General features: G+C 72.0%; 16 protein-coding genes and 1 tRNA gene. 8 read left to right on the top strand and 9 right to left on the bottom strand.

Features of this window, described 5'->3' with window-relative positions; all coding sequences use genetic code 11:
* Positions 1 to 7 precede the first annotated feature (7 nt).
* From ACYU8I_RS04745 to dnaA, 9 genes are all read right to left on the bottom strand, one after another.
* Positions 8 to 81: transfer RNA gene (locus tag ACYU8I_RS04745), tRNA-Ile, on the bottom strand.
* Positions 82 to 160: 79 nt separating this feature from the next.
* Positions 161 to 940, bottom strand: a complete 780-nt coding sequence (locus tag ACYU8I_RS04740) for a DUF3566 domain-containing protein (protein ID WP_460838016.1) — start codon at positions 938 to 940, stop codon at positions 161 to 163.
* A complete protein-coding gene (gene gyrA / locus ACYU8I_RS04735; RefSeq protein ID WP_460838013.1) occupies positions 940 to 3,639 on the bottom strand; it encodes a DNA gyrase subunit A in 2,700 nt (899 codons plus the stop codon). Before gyrA ends, ACYU8I_RS04740 begins: the two co-directional genes overlap by 1 nt.
* 53 nt (positions 3,640 to 3,692) lie before the next feature.
* Positions 3,693 to 5,840, bottom strand: coding sequence for a DNA topoisomerase (ATP-hydrolyzing) subunit B (gyrB, locus tag ACYU8I_RS04730; RefSeq protein WP_460838011.1), 2,148 nt, complete (start codon positions 5,838 to 5,840; stop codon positions 3,693 to 3,695).
* Between the two features lie 198 nt (positions 5,841 to 6,038).
* Positions 6,039 to 6,572, bottom strand: a complete 534-nt coding sequence (locus ACYU8I_RS04725) for a DciA family protein (RefSeq protein WP_460838008.1) — start codon at positions 6,570 to 6,572, stop codon at positions 6,039 to 6,041.
* A complete protein-coding gene (gene recF / locus ACYU8I_RS04720; RefSeq protein ID WP_460838006.1) occupies positions 6,565 to 7,731 on the bottom strand; it encodes a DNA replication/repair protein RecF in 1,167 nt (388 codons plus the stop codon). Before recF ends, ACYU8I_RS04725 begins: the two co-directional genes overlap by 8 nt.
* Positions 7,732 to 7,734: 3 nt before the next feature.
* Positions 7,735 to 8,655: a phosphogluconate dehydrogenase (NAD(+)-dependent, decarboxylating) gene (gnd, locus tag ACYU8I_RS04715; protein WP_460838003.1), complete on the bottom strand. Its 921-nt coding sequence runs from the start codon at positions 8,653 to 8,655 to the stop codon at positions 7,735 to 7,737.
* A 36-nt stretch (positions 8,656 to 8,691) separates the two neighbouring features.
* Entirely contained in the window at positions 8,692 to 9,876 is a 1,185-nt protein-coding gene (gene dnaN, locus ACYU8I_RS04710) for a DNA polymerase III subunit beta (protein WP_460838001.1), read from the bottom strand.
* A gap of 431 nt (positions 9,877 to 10,307) precedes the next feature.
* Positions 10,308 to 11,789 carry a chromosomal replication initiator protein DnaA gene (gene dnaA / locus ACYU8I_RS04705; RefSeq protein WP_460838103.1) on the bottom strand — a complete coding sequence of 494 codons (1,482 nt, stop codon included), beginning with the start codon at positions 11,787 to 11,789 and terminating at the stop codon, positions 10,308 to 10,310.
* Between the two features lie 499 nt (positions 11,790 to 12,288).
* Here dnaA and rpmH point away from each other — a divergent pair, with 499 nt between their 5' ends.
* The 8 genes from rpmH to ACYU8I_RS04665 are packed head-to-tail and all read left to right on the top strand — an operon-like array spanning position 12,289 to position 17,437.
* Positions 12,289 to 12,426, top strand: a complete 138-nt coding sequence (rpmH, locus tag ACYU8I_RS04700; RefSeq protein WP_460837998.1) for a 50S ribosomal protein L34 — start codon at positions 12,289 to 12,291, stop codon at positions 12,424 to 12,426.
* A 16-nt stretch (positions 12,427 to 12,442) separates the two neighbouring features.
* Positions 12,443 to 12,838 carry a ribonuclease P protein component gene (gene rnpA / locus ACYU8I_RS04695; protein WP_460837995.1) on the top strand — a complete coding sequence of 132 codons (396 nt, stop codon included), beginning with the start codon at positions 12,443 to 12,445 and terminating at the stop codon, positions 12,836 to 12,838.
* Positions 12,835 to 13,125 (top strand): membrane protein insertion efficiency factor YidD, encoded by a 291-nt coding sequence (gene yidD / locus ACYU8I_RS04690; protein ID WP_460837993.1) that lies wholly within the window; start codon positions 12,835 to 12,837, stop codon positions 13,123 to 13,125. The genes rnpA and yidD overlap by 4 nt, the downstream gene beginning before the upstream one ends.
* Positions 13,126 to 13,159: 34 nt before the next feature.
* Positions 13,160 to 14,179, top strand: a complete 1,020-nt coding sequence (gene yidC, locus ACYU8I_RS04685) for a membrane protein insertase YidC (protein ID WP_460838101.1) — start codon at positions 13,160 to 13,162, stop codon at positions 14,177 to 14,179.
* Positions 14,176 to 14,733, top strand: coding sequence for a Jag family protein (locus tag ACYU8I_RS04680; RefSeq protein ID WP_460837991.1), 558 nt, complete (start codon positions 14,176 to 14,178; stop codon positions 14,731 to 14,733). The genes yidC and ACYU8I_RS04680 overlap by 4 nt, the downstream gene beginning before the upstream one ends.
* A gap of 53 nt (positions 14,734 to 14,786) precedes the next feature.
* Entirely contained in the window at positions 14,787 to 15,380 is a 594-nt protein-coding gene (gene rsmG / locus ACYU8I_RS04675; RefSeq protein WP_460837989.1) for a 16S rRNA (guanine(527)-N(7))-methyltransferase RsmG, read from the top strand.
* A 42-nt stretch (positions 15,381 to 15,422) separates the two neighbouring features.
* Positions 15,423 to 16,418, top strand: a complete 996-nt coding sequence (locus ACYU8I_RS04670) for a ParA family protein (protein WP_460837987.1) — start codon at positions 15,423 to 15,425, stop codon at positions 16,416 to 16,418.
* Entirely contained in the window at positions 16,415 to 17,437 is a 1,023-nt protein-coding gene (locus tag ACYU8I_RS04665; RefSeq protein ID WP_460837985.1) for a ParB/RepB/Spo0J family partition protein, read from the top strand. The genes ACYU8I_RS04670 and ACYU8I_RS04665 overlap by 4 nt, the downstream gene beginning before the upstream one ends.
* The last annotated feature ends 15 nt before the right edge of the window (positions 17,438 to 17,452 follow it).

Raw genomic sequence — 17,452 nt, 5'->3', positions numbered from 1 at the left:
GAGGGGGTGGGCCTAAGAGGACTTGAACCTCTGACCTCTTCCTTATCAGGGAAGCGCTCTAACCGTCTGAGCTATAGGCCCGGGTGGCCTGCCGAAGGGATCGCCCCGGCGGACCGACAGGGAAGGTTACCCGACCCTCTCGGGCCGCCACAAAACGGGGTCAGTTGTCCTCGGCGAGGGTGACCTCGACGCCGCCGAGCAGGGCTGCGGAGAGGTTGTAGAGGAACGCACCGAGGGTGGCGATCGCGGTGATCAGCACGACGTCGAGCGCCGCCACGAGGGCGGTGAACCCGAGCACCCGGGAGGTGCCGAGGTAGTCGGTGACGTCGAACTGCGGACCGTCCGCGTTGCCGACGGCCTGCTGCACGATCGAGTTGACCGAGTCCCACACGCCGGCCGCGCCGAGCACCGCCCAGATGATCGCCACGGCGACGATGAGCACGATTCCGAGCGCGATCGAGAGCAGGAACGACGTCTTCATCACCGACCAGGCGTCGACCTGCACCAGCCGCAGCTGCGCCTTGCGGGTACGCCGCGCGGGTGCCGGCGGGGCGCCGCGACCGCGGGTCGCCTGGCCCGAGGGCACCCCGGCCGCCTGCGAGGCCCGCTCGCGCTCGGCCTGCTGGGCGCGCGCCGCCTCCTGGCGGGCCGCCTTGTCACGGGCCTTCTGCTCGGTGGCGGCGGACTTCGCGGCCTGACGCTCCTCGCGTGCGCGCTGCCGCTCGGCGGCCCGGGCGTCGCGCTCGGCCTGTTTGGCCTCGGCGGCCTCGCGCTTGGCCTGCTCTGCGGCAGCGGCATCCCGCTCGGACTGCTCGGCGGCCGCGCGGTCGGCGGCCGCCTTCTCGGAAGCGGCGCGCTCGTCGTCGGCGAGGGCAGGCGGCGGGGGCGGCAGGATGGGGCGCTTGCTCCCGGACTGGCCGCCGGCGTCTGGCTGGACCATCAGCTCTCCCGGGGATCGTCGGTCTCGTCGGGCCCGATCATGTCACCTGTGCCGTCGAGGTCCTCGTCGACGGCGTCCTCGCCCTGCACGTCGGCGGGCACGTCGGCCAGCTCGGCCGCCTGGACCTCGACGTCGTCGGCCGCCTCCTCGACGACCGCCTCGACCTCGGCGTCGCGCTCGACGCTGCGCGCCACGACCGCCACCTCGTCACCCGACTTGGGCGTCACGAACTTCACGCCCATGGTGGACCGACCCGTCGGCCGGAAGCCGTCGTCGATGGGGCTGCGCACGACCTGGCCACCGGAGGTGATCGACAGGATCTCGTCGCCGTCGACGACGATGAAGGCGCCGACGAGACCGCCTCGGTCCTCGTTGGTCAGTGCCATCGCCTTGATGCCGAGCCCGCCACGCGACTGGGTGCGGTAGTCGGAGATCGCGGTGCGCTTGGCGTAGCCGCCGTCGGTGATGGTGAAGACGTACTGCGGCCTCACGTCGGGGTCGTCCTCGTCGGACTGCACGACGTCGGCGCGGATCACCGACATCGACAGCATCGAGTCGCCCGGGCGGAACTTCATGCCGGTGACGCCGGAGGTGGCGCGGCCCATCGGACGCAGCTGGGAGTCGTCGGCCGGGAACCGGATCGCCTGGCCCTTGCGGGAGACGAGCAGGATGTCGTCGCCCTCGGCGACGAGCTCGGCGCCGATCAGGGCGTCGTCGTCCTCGCGGAAGTTGATGGCGATGACACCGGCCTGCCGCGGCGAGTTGTAGTCGGCGAGCCGGGTCTTCTTGACCAGGCCGTTGCGCGTCGCGAGCACGAGGTAGGGGGCTTGTTCGTAGTCGCGGATCGCCAGCACCTGCGCGATCTCCTCGTCGGGCTGGAAGCTCAGCAGCCCGGCCACGTGACCGCCCTTGGCGTCGCGCGAGGCCTCGGGGAGGTTGTAGGCCTTGGTGCGGTAGACGCGACCGGCCGTGGTGAAGAACAGCAGCCAGTGGTGGTTGGAGGTCGCCATGAAGTGCTGCACGACGTCGTCGCCCCGCAGCGCCGCCCCGCGCACGCCCTTGCCGCCCCGCTTCTGGGTGCGGTAGTTGCTGGCCAGGGTGCGCTTGGCGTAGCCGCCGCGCGTGATCGTGACGACGAGGTCCTCGTCGGGGATGAGGTCCTCCATCGACATGTCGCCCTCGGCGGCCACGATCTGCGTGCGGCGGTCGTCGCCGTACTTGCCGACGATCTCGCCGAGCTCCTCGACGACGATCGCGCGCTGGCGCGAGACGTTGGCGAGGATGTCCTCGAGGTCGGCGATCACGGCCTCGATCTCGGCCAGGTCGTCGATGATCTTCTGGCGCTGCAGCGCGGCCAGCTGCCGCAGCTGCATGTTGAGGATGGCGTTGGCCTGCAGCTCGTCGACGTCGAGCAGCGCCATCAGGCCGGTGCGTGCCTCCTCGGCGTCGGGGCTGCGCCGGATCAGCGCGATGACCTCGTCGAGCATGTCGAGCGCCTTGACCAGGCCGCGCAGGATGTGGGCGCGCTCCTCGGCCTTGCGCAGCCGGAACTCGGTGCGCCGGCGGATGACCTCGACCTGGTGCTCGACCCAGTTGCTGATGAAGGCGTCGAGGGACAGCGTGCGCGGCACCCCGTCGACGAGCGCCAGCATGTTGGCGCTGAAGTTGGTCTGCAGCTCGGTGTGCTTGAACAGGTTGTTCAGCACCACCCGCGCGACCGCGTCGCGCTTGAGCACGACGACCAGCTGCTGGCCGGTGCGCGAGGAGGTGTTGTCCATGACGTCGGCGATGCCCTGCACCTTGCCGCTCGTCGCCAGGTCGGCGATCTTCTCGGCGAGGTTGTCGGGGTTGACCATGTACGGCAGCTGCGTGATGACCAGGCGCACCCGGCCCGAGGAGTCCTCGTCGATGTCGACGACCGCGCGCTGCATGATCGAGCCGCGCCCGGTGCGGTAGGTCTGCTCGATCCCCTGGCGACCGACGATGAGCGCCTTGTTGGGGAAGTCGGGCCCCTTGACGCGCTCGAGGCACGCCTCGAGCAGCTCCTCCTTGGAGGCGTCGGGGTGCTCCAGCGCCCAGGTCGCGGCGGCCGCGACCTCGCGCAGGTTGTGGGGCGGGATGTTGGTCGCCATGCCGACCGCGATGCCGGCGGAGCCGTTGACGAGCAGGTTGGGGATGCGGCTCGGCAGGATGGTCGGCTCGGAGGAGCGCCCGTCGTAGTTGGGCGCGAAGTCGACCGTCTCCTCCTCGATGTCGCGCACCATCTCCATCGCCAGCGGCGCCATCCGGCACTCGGTGTAGCGCATGGCGGCGGCGGGGTCGTTGCCCGGCGAGCCGAAGTTGCCCTGGCCCTGGATCAGCGGGGCCCGCATCACCCAGGGCTGCGCGAGCCGCACCAGGGTGTCGTAGATCGCGCTGTCGCCGTGCGGGTGGTACTGACCCATGACGTCGCCGACGACGCGGCTGCACTTGGAGAAGCCGCGGTCGGGGCGGTAGCCGCCGTCGAACATCGCGTAGAGCACCCGCCGGTGCACCGGCTTGAGGCCGTCGCGCACGTCGGGCAGCGCCCGGCCGACGATGACGGCCATCGCGTAGTCGATGTAGGCGCGCCGCATCGAGGTCTGCAGCTCGATCGGCTCGATGCGCCCGCCGCCGTCGCCGTCGCCGCCACCGGCGAGGTTGCTCGTGGTCTCGGTCATGCGTCAGTGCCCTCCTGGGCTGGTGCTGTCGTCGTACGCCGCGGCACGCGGCGTCAGATGTCGAGGAAGCGGACGTCCTTGGCGTTGCGCTGGATGAAGCTGCGACGCTGCTCGACGTCCTCTCCCATGAGGACCGAGAAGATCTCGTCGGCCTGGGCGGCGTCGTCGAGGGTGACCTGGAGCATCAGCCGCTGGCTGGGGTCCATCGTGGTCTCCCACAGCTCGTCGGCGTTCATCTCGCCCAGGCCCTTGTAGCGCTGGACGGGGTTCTCCTTGGGAAGCTTCTTGCCCTGGGCGAGGCCGTCGGCCATCAGGGCGTCGCGCTCGGCGTCGGAGTAGACGAACTCGTGCTCGGCGGGCTTGTTCCAGCGCAGCCGGTAGAGCGGGGGCTGCGCCATGTAGACGTAGCCGTGCTCGATGAGCGGCTTCATGAAGCGGAACAGCAGCGTCAGCAGCAGCGTGTTGATGTGGTGGCCGTCGACGTCGGCGTCGGCCATCAGCACGACCTTGTGGTAGCGCAGCTTGTCGAGGGTGAACTCCTCGTGCACCCCGGTGCCGAGGGCGGAGATGATCGCCTGCACCTCGGTGTTGGCCAGCACCTTGTCGATGCGGGCCTTCTCGACGTTGAGGATCTTGCCGCGGATCGGCAGGATCGCCTGGATCCGTGGGTCGCGGCCCGACTTCGCCGACCCGCCCGCGGAGTCGCCCTCGACGATGAAGACCTCGCACTCCTCGGGGTTGCGCGACTGGCAGTCGCTCAGCTTGCCGGGCAGGCCGCCGCCGCCGAGCAGGCCCTTGCGGTTGCGGGCGAGGTCGCGGGCCTTGCGCGCGGCGACGCGCGCGTGCGCGGCCGCCTGCGCCTTGCGGACGATGTCCTTGCCCTCGGCGGGGTTCTTCTCCATCCAGTCGCCGAGCTGGTCGTTGACGATGCGCTGGACGAAGCCCTTGGCCTCGGTGTTGCCGAGCTTGGTCTTGGTCTGGCCCTCGAACTGGGGCTCGCCGAGCTTGATCGAGATGATCGCGGTCAGGCCCTCGCGGATGTCGTCGCCCTTGACGCGGTCCTCGGGCTTCTTCATCAGCCCCCAGGTCTCGCCCCAGCCGTTGACCAGCGAGGTCAGCGCCGCGCGGAAGCCCTCCTCGTGGGTGCCGCCCTCGTGGGTGTTGATGGTGTTGGCGAAGGTGTGCACCGACTCCTGGTAGGAGACGTTCCACTGCATGGCCAGCTCGAGGCTCATGTGGTTCTCGACGCCGTCGGGCGTCTCGGCCTCGAAGCTGATGATGCTCGGGTTGGCGGCCTGCTTGCGCTTGTTGAGGTGCTCGACGAAGTCGACGAGCCCGCGCTCGTAGCAGAAGCGCCGCTCCATGCCCCCGGTCTCGGAGGCGCGCACGGCGTCGTCGCCGGACTGGTCGACCTCGGGGTCGACGGTGCCGTCCTGGACCGCCTCGACGATGCCGGCGGCCGAGGGCCGCTCGTCGCGCACCACGATCTCGAGACCCTTGTTGAGGAAGGCGTACTCGCGGATGCGCGAGACGATCGTCTCCAGCGAGTGCTCGGTCGTCTCGAAGATGTCGGGCGAGGGGTAGTAGGTGATGGTGGTGCCGGTGCGCTCGTCGGGCTCGGTGGCGCGCACCTCCTCGAGCGGGCCGTCGGGCACGCCCACGGTGAAGGTCTGGCGCCACAGGTGGCCGCGGTTCTTGACCTCGGCGATCACGCGCGACGACAGCGCGTTGACGACCGAGACGCCGACGCCGTGCAGGCCGCCGGAGACCTTGTAGCCGCCACCGCCGAACTTGCCGCCGGCGTGCAGCACCGTCAGCGCCAGGGTCAGCGCGGGGAGCTCCTGGCCGGGCGCCGTGTCGGTGGGGATGCCGCGGCCGTTGTCCTCGACCCGGACGCCGCCGTCGGCGAGCAGCGTCAGCACGATGCGGTCGCAGTGGCCCGCGAGCGCCTCGTCGACGGCGTTGTCGACGATCTCCCAGATCAGGTGGTGCAGGCCGCGCTCGCCGGTCGAGCCGATGTACATGCCCGGACGCTTGCGGACCGCCTCGAGTCCCTCGAGCACCTGGATCGCGCTGGCGTCGTAGTTGCCGTCGCCGACGGAGTGACCGTCGACGATCGAGGCGGGCACGACGTCGGGAGCCGGGGGGTGGTCGTCGGGGAGCTCACCGGGGACGTTCTGCTCGGGGGTCTCGTCGGCCACGGACGCGGGTCCTCTTCTCTTCCTCGGACAGCGGAGGAGCCGCCTCGCGGAGCGGTCGGCGACTCGTGTCGATCCTACCTCTCCGAGCGCCTCGGATCACGCCCGAGGAGCCCTGTGAGCCGGGTTTCCGGCCCCTCGCGGCTGCTGATCCAGGGCGGGGTACGCCCGTCGGGCTGCCAGTGGCTCCACGGAGGATTTTCAGCCGTAGGTGTCGCGGGGGCCACGACCCTTGACCCGGAGCCTCCCGCGCGACCAGCTCGGGGGCCGCGGACCCTGCACGTCGATGGCGGTCACGGTGCCGTCGCCGAGCACCTCGTTGAGGCGGCGCACCAGGTCGGGGGCGAGGAGCGTGACCTGGGTGGCCCAGGCCGTCGACCCCGCGCGGACGACGAGCCGGCCGTCGGCGTACGACTCGGGCCGCACGTGCTGGCCGACCTCGCGCCCCACGATCGCCTCCCACCTAGCGAAGACGCCGTGCACCCGCAGCTCGGTCTCCCAGCCCTGGTCGAGCACGAAGCGCCCCAGCGCGGCGTCGACGGTCTGCGGGTCGCGGTCGTCGGGGTGCGCGCCCGAGGAGCGCGGCGTCGCCGGCTTGCGGTCGCCGAGGCGCCGCCCGGCGCGCAGCCGCCGCTCGCCGGTGCGCCCCGCCAGGCCGCGCGCCACCTGCTTGGCGAGGTCGAGGCCGGTGTCGTCGTGCTGCTCGTCGGGGGTGGTCTCCTCCTCCTCAGCCATGCGCCACCACCTGGCCGTCGGCCACGTCGTAGCGACGGCCGCGGAGCGCCTCGGGCACGTCGTCGGCGACCGCGGCGGTGACGAGCACCTGCTCGGCACCGACGACGAGGTCGGCCAGCTGGGCGCGGCGGGTCGCGTCGAGCTCGGCGAAGACGTCGTCGAGCACGAGGATCGGGTCGTCGACCCAGTGTCCTGCTGCGCCGCCCTCCACGCCCTGCGTCGGCTGGCGCAGCAGCTCGTACGACGCCAGCCGCAGCGCGAGCGCGAACGACCAGCCCTCGCCGTGGGAGGCGTAGCCCTTGACCGGCAGCTCGCCCAGGGTGCACACCAGCTCGTCGCGGTGGGGCCCGACCAGGGTCACGCCCCGGTCGACCTCGTCACGACGCCGACGGGCGAGCTCGGCGAGGAACGCCTGCTCGACCTCGGCAGGCCCCGCGCCCGGGTCGACCTCGAAGCTCGGGCGGTAGGCCAGCACCGCGTCGTCGCGCCGCGCACCCCGGGCGACCGCCTCGTAGGCCTTGCCCAGCAGCGGCACCAGCTCGTCGACGAGGGCGGCGCGGCGCAGCATCACCTCGGTGCCGAGGGCGGCCAGCCGCTCGTCCCACACCTCGAGGGTGGCCAGCATCGCCTCGGCGGCCGAGCCGCCCCGCACCCGCGCGGAGCGCAGCAACGAGCTGCGCTGCTTGAGCACGCGGTCGTAGTCGGCGCGGGTGCCGGCGTACCGGGGCGTGGCGAGCACCTGCAGGTCGTCGGCGAAGCGGCGTCGCTCCGACGGGTCGCCCTTGACCAGGGCGAGGTCGTCGGGGGCGAAGACGACCGTGCGCACCAGCCCGACGAGGTCGCGGGCCCGCGGCAGTGCGGCCCGGTTGACCCGGGCGCGGTTGGACTTCCCGGGGTTGATCTCGACCTCGAGGGTGGCGGTGCGGTCCTCGCGCACCACCGCGGCCCGCACCACCGCGCGATCGGCGCCCTGCCGCACCAGCGGCGCATCACCCGAGACGCGGTGCGAGCTGAGCCGCGAGAGGTAGTCGACCGCCTCGACCACGTTGGTCTTGCCCTGCCCGTTGCGCCCGACCAGCGAGCTCACCCCGGGCTCGAGCGCGAGCTCGAGGTCGGGGTAGGAGCGGAAGTCGTGCAGCGACAGGTGGGCGACGTGCACGGGCTACTTGTCGGCGGGACTGTCGACGTCGGCGGTGGTGGGCGGGGCCTCCGCCTTGGTCGCGTGGCCGCCGAACTGGTTGCGCATGGCCGCGATCGCCTTCATCGCCGGGCTGTCGTCCTGGCGCGACTGGAACCGTGCGAAGAGGGAGGCGGCGATGACGTGCATCGGCACCGCGTGGTCGATGGCCGCCTCGACGGTCCAGCGGCCCTCGCCGGAGTCCTCGGCGTAGCCGCGGATCTGCTCGAGGTGCTCGTCCTCGTGCAGCGAGGCGCACAGCAGGTCGAGCAGCCACGAGCGGATGACCGTGCCCTCGCGCCAGGAGTCGAACACGTGCGGGACGTCCTCGACGAGGTCGGTCGCCTCGAGCAGCTCCCAGCCCTCGGCGTAGGCCTGCATCATCGCGTACTCGATGCCGTTGTGGACCATCTTGGCGAAGTGGCCGGCGCCCGGCTTGCGGCCCGCGTGGGCCATGCCGAAGTCACCCTCGGGCTTGAGCGCGAGCAGCGCGGGCTTGACCTTGTCGACGTCGGCCTCGGAGCCGCCGTACATCAGGGCGTAGCCGTTCTTCGCGCCCCAGACGCCGCCGGAGACGCCGCAGTCGACGAAGCCGATGCCCTTCTCGGCGAGCGAGGCGGCGTTGTCCTGGTCGTCGGTGTACTTGCTGTTGCCGCCGTCGACCACGAGGTCGCCGTCACCGAGCAGCTCGCGCAGCTCGGCGATCGTGGCGCGGGTCGGGTCGCCCGCCGGCACCATCACCCAGACGACCTTGGGCGAGGGCAGCGCCTCGACCAGCTCCGCCAGGCTGCCGACGTCGCTGACGTCGGGGTTGCGGTCGTAGCCCGTGACGGTGTGACCGCCATCGCGCAGACGGGTGCGCATGTTGCCACCCATCTTGCCCAGGCCGACGAGTCCGAGGTGCATGGCGGGGGTCCTCCCAGGAGAGCGGGGCGTGGTGGGTCAGGAGAGCAGGCGACGCGGCATCAGCAGGTAGCGGAAGCCGGCGTCGGGCTCGCCCTCGAGCGAGTCCACCCCTGAGAGTACGGCGGCCTTGCTGGCCTGCGTGAAGCCCAGCTCGACGACCGGCCGGTCGATCGCGCCGAGGCCGTCGAGCAGGTAGCCGGGGTTGAACCCGGTGGTCAGGTCGTCGCCCGTGACGTGGGCCTCGAGCGACTCGCTGGCCATCGCCTCCTCGCCGGAGCCGGCGTCGAGGGTCAGCGTGCCCTCGGTGAAGGCCAGCTGCACCGCGGTGTTGCGCTCGGCGACCAGCGAGACGCGACGCACCGACTCGATGAGCGCGGCCCGGTCGACCCGCGCGACGGTGAGGTGCTCGCTGGGGAACAGCGACCGGACCTTGGGGAACTCGCCGTCGAGCAGCCGGGTCGTCGTACGACGCGTGCCGCCGGCGCCGGCGGAGCCCTCGAAGCCGATGATGCCCTCGCCCGCCGAGCCGGGCGACGACAGCGCGATCGAGACGGTCTCGCCACCGGTGAGCGCCTTGGCGGTGTCGGAGAGCACCTTGGCCGGCACCAGCGCCGCGGCGTCGATGTCGGTGACGCCCGGCGACCAGGTCAGCTCGCGGCTGGCCAGGCGGAACCGGTCGGTGGCGAGCATGGCGATGTTGTCGCCGTCGAGCTCGACGCGGACACCGGTGAGGACCGGCAGCATGTCGTCGCGGCCGGCCGCCGTGACGGCCTGCGCGACGGCCTGGGCGAAGACGCCGCTCGGCACGGTGCCGCGGCTCTCCGGCATCTCCGGCAACGTCGGGTAGTCCTCGACCGGCATCGTCTGCAGGCTGAAGCGGGCCGAGCCGCACACCAGCGACGCCTTCGAGCCCTCGATCGTCACCTCGACCGGCTTGTTGGGCAGGCTGCGGCAGATGTCGGCCAGCAGCCGGCCCGAGACCAGCGCGGTGCCCTCCTCGGCGACGTCGGCCGTGAGCGTCGCGCGGGCGGAGGTCTCGTAGTCGAACGTCGACAGCCGCAGCCCGCTGCCGCCACCGTCGCCGGCACCCGGCTCGTCGTCGGTCGGACCCGCCTCGATCAGCAGCCCGGACAGCACCGGGGAGCTCGGACGGACGGGGAGCGCGCGAGCGGTCCAGGCGACGGCGTCGGCCAGGACGTCGCGGTCAACGCGGAACTTCACCTTCGGGGCCCTCTTCTGCGGTCGGGGCGGCGTGCGGTCGAGCAGGCACGTGCGGGGTGTGCATCCTGCCACGCCCGTCTCCTGTCGTGCGCCCCGCAGTCACAGGCCCCGCTCGCTCCACAGGTGAGCGGCCCGTACGACGTTGGGCGGCTCGGGATGACTCTGGAGGACAGTCGTCGTAGTAGGGCCGGTGGATCCTGTGGAGCGAGACCGTCGTCGCAGGTCGCGCGGCGCGTCGCGATGTGGACGCGGTGTGGACGACGACGGGGACCGACGACCGGCGCCTGTGGCCGGCCGAAGGGGGTGTGGGTGCAGTGGCGCACTTGTCCACAGCCCCGCGCACACCCGCTCCACGGACGCGCCGAAGGTGAACCACATCTTGCACGCGTGTAGTTCGGGCCCCGCTGGTCGAGGTGCGAGGAGCCCCCGGGTCAGGCTTGCTTGGCCTGCTGCTTGATGCGGGTCGTGAGCTCGGTGACCTGGTGGAAGGTCGTGCGGCGCTCGGCGAGGTCCTTGCGGATCCGGCGGTCGGCGTTCATCACCGTGGTGTGGTCGCGGCCGCCGAACTGCTGACCGATCTTGGGCAGCGAGAGCTCGGTGAGCTCGCGGCACAGGTACATCGCGATCTGGCGGGCGGTGACGAGCGCGCGGGTGCGGCTCGGGCCGGTGAGGTCCTCGATCGAGAAGCCGAAGTAGGTCGAGGTCTGGGCGATGATGAGCCCGGCGGTCACCTCGGGCTCGCCGCCCTCGGGGATGAGGTCGCGCAGCACGATCTCGGCCAGCGAGAGGTCGACCTCCTGCTGGTTGATGCTGGCGAAGGCGGTGACCCGGATCAGCGCGCCCTCGAGCTCGCGGATGTTGGTCTGGATGCGCGAGGCGATGAACTCGAGCACGTCGGCCGGAGCCGAGAGCCGGTCGGCCGCCGCCTTCTTGCGCAGGATCGCGATGCGGGTCTCGAGGTCGGGCGGCTGCACGTCGGTCAGCAGGCCCCACTCGAAGCGGTTGCGCAGCCGGTCCTCGAGCTGGGTCAGCCGCTTGGGGGGTCGGTCGGAGCTGATGATGATCTGCTTGTTGGCGTTGTGCAGCGTGTTGAAGGTGTGGAAGAACTCCTCCTGCGTCTGCTGCTTGCCCTCGAGGAACTGGATGTCGTCGACCAGGAGCACGTCGACGTCGCGGTAGCGACGCTGCAGTGCTGCGGTGTTGGCGTCCTTGATGGCGTTGATGACGTCGTTGGTGAAGGCCTCCGAGGAGACGTAGCGGATCTTCGCGCCCGTCCAGAGGTTGCGCACGTAGTGGCCGATGGCGTGCAGCAGGTGGGTCTTGCCCAGACCGGAGTCGCCGTAGACCAGCAGCGGGTTGTAGGCCTTGCCCGGTGCCTCGGCGACCGCGACCGCCGCGGCGTGCGCGAAGCGGTTGGACGACCCGATGACGAAGGTCTCGAAGGAGTAGCGCGGGTTCAGCGGGCTGTCGGGGATGCCCGTGGCCAGCGAGGCGGAGCCCCTGGACGACAGGTCGACAGGTCGGTTTGTCGACATGTCGCCAGGTCGGTGCGACGCGTCGTCGAAGGCCGACGGCTGGGTCGGCAGCTCGCCGCCGGCGCGCGGGCCGATGCGGCGTACGTCGCTCCCGGGCGCGGCCGGGCCGGCGGTCGCCGGGCCGTCGGTCTCGGTGCCCGCCTCGTCGGGCGGGGCAGCGGCACTGCCGTTGGCGCTGCCGGCCGTGGCGGCGCCGCCGTCGAGCGAGGTGTCGACGCTGACGACGAGGCGCACGGGGCGGTCGAGGCGGTCGCTGAGGGCGTCCTCGATGCGGGTGCGGAGCCGACCCTCGAGCTGGTTGCGGGTGAACTCGTTGGGCACGGCCACGACCGCGGTGTTCTCGGCGAGCATCAGCGGCTGGCTCGCGGTGAGCCACATGCGCTGGTTGGGCGGGAGGTTGTCGACGATCCCGGGCCAGAGGTGGTGCAGCTGTCCCGTCTGGGTGCTGCCGTCGCTGCTGCCGCTCTGGCCGTCGTGCGCGTCCACGCCCTGGATGCTCCGTCCCCCGGTCCTCCACGACCGACTTCGCCCGGGGGGTCGGTGGGGTCGTCCACACCTTTGTCCACAGGCTGTGCAACAAGTAAGGGTCCGGTGACGGGCCGCTCGTGCGCGCTTGGAACGCGCTGGTCCGCCGAGCCGGAAGGGGCGACGCTAACAACACGATCCACAGGCAGCAACCGGTGGTCCACAGGCGGTCCACCCCACCCGTGGGCGGCACACCGGACGGGCACCGCGCCGCTGAATTGACCCCCCGGAACGCCACCGCGTACCGTTGGGCGGTCGGCCGTGTCGACCGGTGCCGCATGCCCCTGACGTGTGCGCTGCACGCGACCGCCGCCGTGGACCGAACGCCCAGCACCCCAGTGGAGTGACCGAGATGAGCAAGCGCACCTACCAGCCCAACAACCGTCGCCGTCACAAGAAGCACGGCTTCCGGCTCCGCATGCGCACCCGTGCGGGCCGAGCGATCCTGTCGGCGCGCCGCCGCAAGGGTCGCAGCAGCGTCGCCGTCTGACGCCACGGCGTCAGCGTTGCTCCCCGCCACCCACCGGTTGACCGCCCCCGCGGACTTCCGCGAGGTGGTCCGGCGCGGCCGTCGCCAGGGTCGACCGACCCTCGTCGTGCACGCCCGCGTCGGCGACGGTGCCCCCGGCACCGACGCGGCCCCGGTGACCGCCGGCTTCGTGGTCTCGAAGGCCGTCGGCACGGCCGTGGTCCGCAACCGCGTCAAGCGCCGGCTGCGTCACCTCGTGGCCGACCGCCTGGGCGCGCTGCCGCCCGGCACCCGGCTCGTCGTGCGCGCCCTGCCGTCAGCGGCGGCCTCCGACGCCGCCGGGCTGGCACGCGACCTCGACCGGGCGCTCGGGCGGCTGGTCCCGATGCCGGTCCCGGTGCCGGTTTCTGCGCTGACTTCGGGGCCCGCGTGAAGCACGTCCTCGTCCTGCTGCTGAAGGCCTACCGGCTGCTGATCAGCCCGCTCTACGGCGAGGTGTGCCGCTACTACCCCAGCTGCTCGGCGTATGCCCTGGGCGCGGTGCAGACCCACGGCAGCCTGCGTGGCTCCTGGCTCGCCGTGCGCCGCCTGGCCCGGTGCCACCCCTGGGCCGACGGCGGCGTCGACCTCGTGCCGCCCGCCCGTACCGTGAAGACCCATCCCCCTGCGGCCAGCCCTGCGACCAGCCCTGCGAACCGTTCCGTGACCCGAGAGGCCTGACGTGGACACCCTCAGCTCGCTCGGCGGCTTCATCATGACGCCGCTGTACTACCTGATCACCGCGGTCCTGCTGGCCTGGCACGCGCTGTGGGGTGCCGTCTTCGGCGACGCGTCGGGCTGGGCCTGGGCGCTGTCGATCATCGGCCTCACCCTGGTCATCCGCGCGGCCCTGATCCCGCTGTTCGTCAAGCAGATCAAGTCGAGCCGCAACATGCAGCTGCTGCAGCCGCGGCTCAAGGAGCTGCGCGAGAAGTACGGTCACGACCGCGAGCGCTTCGCCCAGGAACAGATGAACCTGTTCAAGGAGACGAAGACCAACCCGCTCGCCTCGTGCCTGCCGATCCTCGTGCAGATGCCGGTCTTCTTCGCGCTCTTCCGCGTGCTCGACCGCGCCGCCCGCGAGACCGACGTGACCCGTGGCCTGATGACGGTGCGCCTCAACGAGCAGTTCGGCGAGGCGACGTTCCTCGGCGCCAAGCTCTCCGACACCTTCCTGTCCAGCGACGACCTCAGCACCAAGATCTTCGCCGCGGTGCTCGTCCTGACGATGACGGCCACGACCTTCCTCACCCAGCGCCAGCTGATGAGCAAGAACATGCCGGCCGAGGCGCTCAGCGGTCCGTTCGCCCAGCAGCAGAAGCTGCTGCTCTACGTGCTGCCCGTCGTCTTCGGCATCGGCGGCATCGCGTTCCCGATCGGCGTCATCCTCTACTGGACGACCTCGAACCTGTGGACGATGGGCCAGCAGTTCTACGTCATCCGCAACAATCCCGCGCCCAACACCGAGGCCGAGCGCGCCAAGAAGGCCCGTGACGAGGCCAAGCGCATCAAGAAGGGCCTGCCGCCCGAGGAGGCGCAGACGCCCGCTGCCACCCAGGTCGAGGAGCGCCCCGCCCCGACCCGGCAGCAGCCCAAGAACCAGTCGCGCTCCCAGCGCAAGAAGCAGCCCGGCAAGGGGGGCAAGCCGCAGTCGCAGCGCCAGCAGCAGCAGGGCCAGCGACAGCAGCGACCACCCGCGACGTCCGGCGACGACCCCGCAGGAGGATCCTCGTGAGCACCGCCCCCGACCTGACCCCCGACGAGAACACCGACGACAGCGCCGGCGAGAGCGCCGAGCAGGCGCTCGACGCGACCGAGGAGAAGGGCGGTCGTCGCTCGCAGCTCGAGCGCGAGGGCGACGTCGCCGCCGACTACCTCGAGGAGCTCCTCGAGATCGCCGACCTCGACGGCGACCTCGACATGGACGTCGAGGGCGACCGCGCCACGGTGTCGGTCGTCGGCGCCGAGCTGCCCCAGCTCGTGGGTGACGGCGGCGAGGTGCTCGAGGCGCTGCAGGAGCTGACGCGCCTCGCGGTCTACCGCGAGACGGGCGAGCGGTCGCGGCTCATGCTCGACGTCAGCGGCCACCGCGCCGATCGCCGCGAGAAGCTCGAGGCCCTCGCCCGCGACGTGGTGGCCCGCGTGCAGGAGAGCGGTGAGCAGGCGGCCCTCGACCCGATGAGCCCCTTCGAGCGCAAGGTCGTGCACGACGTCGTCGCCGAGGCCGGACTGCGCTCCGAGTCCGAGGGCGTCGAGCCCCGCCGCCACGTGGTGGTCCTGCCCGCGTGAGCGACGTTTCACGTGGAACCACACCGCCCCCCGCGCCCGACTCGGCGCGGGGGGTGTTCGCTTCCCGGCTCGCGCTGGCCGAGCAGTACGCCGCCCTGCTCGCCGACGAGGCCACGGTCCGGGGGCTGATCGGTCCGCGCGAGGTGCCGCGGCTGTGGGAGCGCCACCTGCTCAACTGCGCCGTGGTGACCGACCGGGTGCCCGAGGGTGCGCACGTCGTCGACGTCGGCACGGGAGCCGGGCTGCCGGGTCTCGTGATGGCGGTGCGGCGGCCCGACCTGCGCGTCACGCTGCTCGAGCCGCTGCTGCGCCGCACCACCTTCCTCGAGCTCGCCGTCGAGCAGCTCGGCCTGTCCGAGCAGGTGGAGGTGCGGCGCGGTCGCGCCGAGGAGGTGCGCGACGCGTCGTACGACGTGGTGACCTCGCGCGCCGTCGCCCCGCTCGACCGGCTCGCCGGCTGGTGCCTGCCGCTCGTGGCCGGGGGTGGCTCGATGCTGGCGATGAAGGGCTCCTCGGCGGTCGAGGAGATCGCGGCGGCGACGACCCGGTGGGGCCGGAAGGGCTTCGCGGAACCCGCCGTGCACGAGCTCGGTGTCGACTTTCTCGACCCGCCGGTCACGGTCGTCGAGGTACGCCGGACTCGGTGAGAGCATCGCGGTTCCACGTGAAACACACGAAGGGAACCCCCGATGACCTCCCCCGTGCGGACGGCCGGCGACCTCGCCGCCCAGCGACCGCGCTACGACGAGACCACCCCCATGGCGCGTGCCATCGAGCGCCAGCTGCTGGTGCGCCAGGGACGCCGCTTCGTCGACCCGATGCCGCGCCCCGACCACACCCGCGTGATGGTCGTGGCGAACCAGAAGGGTGGCGTCGGCAAGACCACCACGGCCGTCAACCTCGCCGCGGCGCTGGCGCAGGGCGGGCTGCGGGTGCTGGTGATCGACCTCGACCCGCAGGGCAACGCCTCGACGGCGCTCGACGTCGACCACGGCCGCGGCACGCCGTCGACGTACGACGTGCTGGTCGACGAGGTGCCCCTCGCCGAGGTGGTGCAGGAGCACACCACGCTCCGGGGTCTGTTCTGCGTGCCGGCCACCATCGACCTGGCGGGCGCCGAGATCGAGCTGGTCAGCGCGTCGGGCCGGGAGCAGCGGCTGCACCGCGCCATCTCGGCCCACCCGTGGGTCGGCACCGCCGCCGAGGCCGGCGACGACCGGTTCGACTACGTGCTCGTCGACTGCCCGCCGTCGCTGGGGCTGCTGACGCTGAACGCCCTCGTGGCCGGGGCCGAGATGCTGATCCCGATCCAGGCGGAGTACTACGCCCTCGAGGGCCTCGGACAGCTGCTCGAGACCGTCGACATGGTGACCCAGCACCTCAACGCGCGGCTGCGGGTCTCGACCATCCTCATCACGATGTTCGACGCCCGCACCAACCTCGCGGCGGGCGTCGCGGCCGAGGTGCGCGGCCACTTCGGCGAGCAGGTGCTCGCCACCGCGATCCCCCGCTCGGTCCGTGTCTCCGAGGCGCCGAGCTACGGCCAGAGCGTCATCGCCTACGACCCCGGAAGCCCCGGGGCGCTGTCCTACCTCGAGGCCGCCCGCGAGGTGGCCCGCCGCGGCGCCCCCGCCCGCACGTCCGCACCCACCCCCGCTCCTGACACCGCCGGAGGCACCCTGTGAGCACCCACCAGCCCGTACGACGCGGCCTCGGCCGGGGCCTCGGCTCCTTGATCCCCACGGCTCCCCCCGAGCAGGCGGGTCCGCCGTCGGCCGAGGCTCTCACCGGGGTCGGCGGCGTCGCGGTGGCCGCTCCGCCGCAGGTCAGCGACGTGTCGACCGACCCGGCACCCCTCACGGTGGCCCCCGCCCCGGTCGCCGGCGCCTACTTCGCCGAGCTGCCGGTGACCGCGGTCTCGCCCAACCCGCGGCAGCCGCGCCAGGTCTTCGACCCCGAGGACATGGCCGAGCTGGTGCACTCGGTGCGCGAGATCGGGCTGCTGCAGCCGGTCGTCGTGCGCCGCGTCGGCGACGCCGACGGTGATGCGGCCTACGAGCTGGTGATGGGAGAGCGCCGCTGGCGCGCCACCCAGGAGGCCGGCCTCGACACCATCCCGGCCATCGTGCGCGAGACCAGCGACGACGACCTGCTCCGCGACGCGCTGCTGGAGAACCTCCACCGCTCGCAGCTGAACCCGCTCGAGGAGGCCGCGGCGTACCGCCAGCTGCTCGACGACTTCGGCTGCACCCACGAGGAGCTCGCCTCCCGCATCGGGCGCAGCCGCCCGCAGATCAGCAACACGCTGCGCCTGCTCAACCTCTCGCCCGCCGTGCAGCGTCGGGTCGGAGCCGGTGTGCTCAGCGCCGGCCACGCCCGCGCCCTGCTCGGCGTCAGCGATGCGGGTGCCCAGGACCGGCTTGCCACGCGGGTCGTCGCCGAGGGCATCTCGGTGCGGGCGCTCGAGGAGCTATTGTCGCTCGGCGTCGACGACGAGGTCGCCCCCAAGGCACGGACCACCCGTCCCAGCGCCCCCGGGCTGGCCGAGATCGGCGACCGCCTGGGCGACCGGCTCGACACGCGGGTCAAGGTCGCGCTCGGTCGGTCGAAGGGTCGCATCTCCATCGAGTTCGCCTCGTTGGCCGACCTCGAGCGCATCGTGTCCGTCATCGACCCCCGCAACCGCGACGACCGACCGATCTAGCGTTGTAGCGACACG

The sequence above is a fragment of the Nocardioides marmoraquaticus genome (assembly GCF_054777915.1).
This window is presented reverse-complemented; position numbering and strand designations above follow the sequence as displayed.

Bases quoted from the DNA above. Each gene is read 5' to 3' on its own strand.
- gnd (WP_460838003.1), bottom strand. From the start codon at position 8,655: ATGCACCTCGGACTCGTCGGCCTGGGCAAGATGGGTGGCAACATGCGC.
- yidC (WP_460838101.1), top strand. From the start codon at position 13,160: ATGACGCCGCTGTACTACCTGATCACCGCGGTCCTGCTGGCCTGGCAC.
- gyrA (WP_460838013.1), bottom strand. From the start codon at position 3,639: ATGACCGAGACCACGAGCAACCTCGCCGGTGGCGGCGACGGCGACGGC.
- ACYU8I_RS04740 (WP_460838016.1), bottom strand. From the start codon at position 940: ATGGTCCAGCCAGACGCCGGCGGCCAGTCCGGGAGCAAGCGCCCCATC.
- dnaA (WP_460838103.1), bottom strand. From the start codon at position 11,789: ATGTGGCTCACCGCGAGCCAGCCGCTGATGCTCGCCGAGAACACCGCG.
- rpmH (WP_460837998.1), top strand. From the start codon at position 12,289: ATGAGCAAGCGCACCTACCAGCCCAACAACCGTCGCCGTCACAAGAAG.
- ACYU8I_RS04670 (WP_460837987.1), top strand. From the start codon at position 15,423: ATGACCTCCCCCGTGCGGACGGCCGGCGACCTCGCCGCCCAGCGACCG.
- ACYU8I_RS04725 (WP_460838008.1), bottom strand. From the start codon at position 6,572: ATGGCTGAGGAGGAGGAGACCACCCCCGACGAGCAGCACGACGACACC.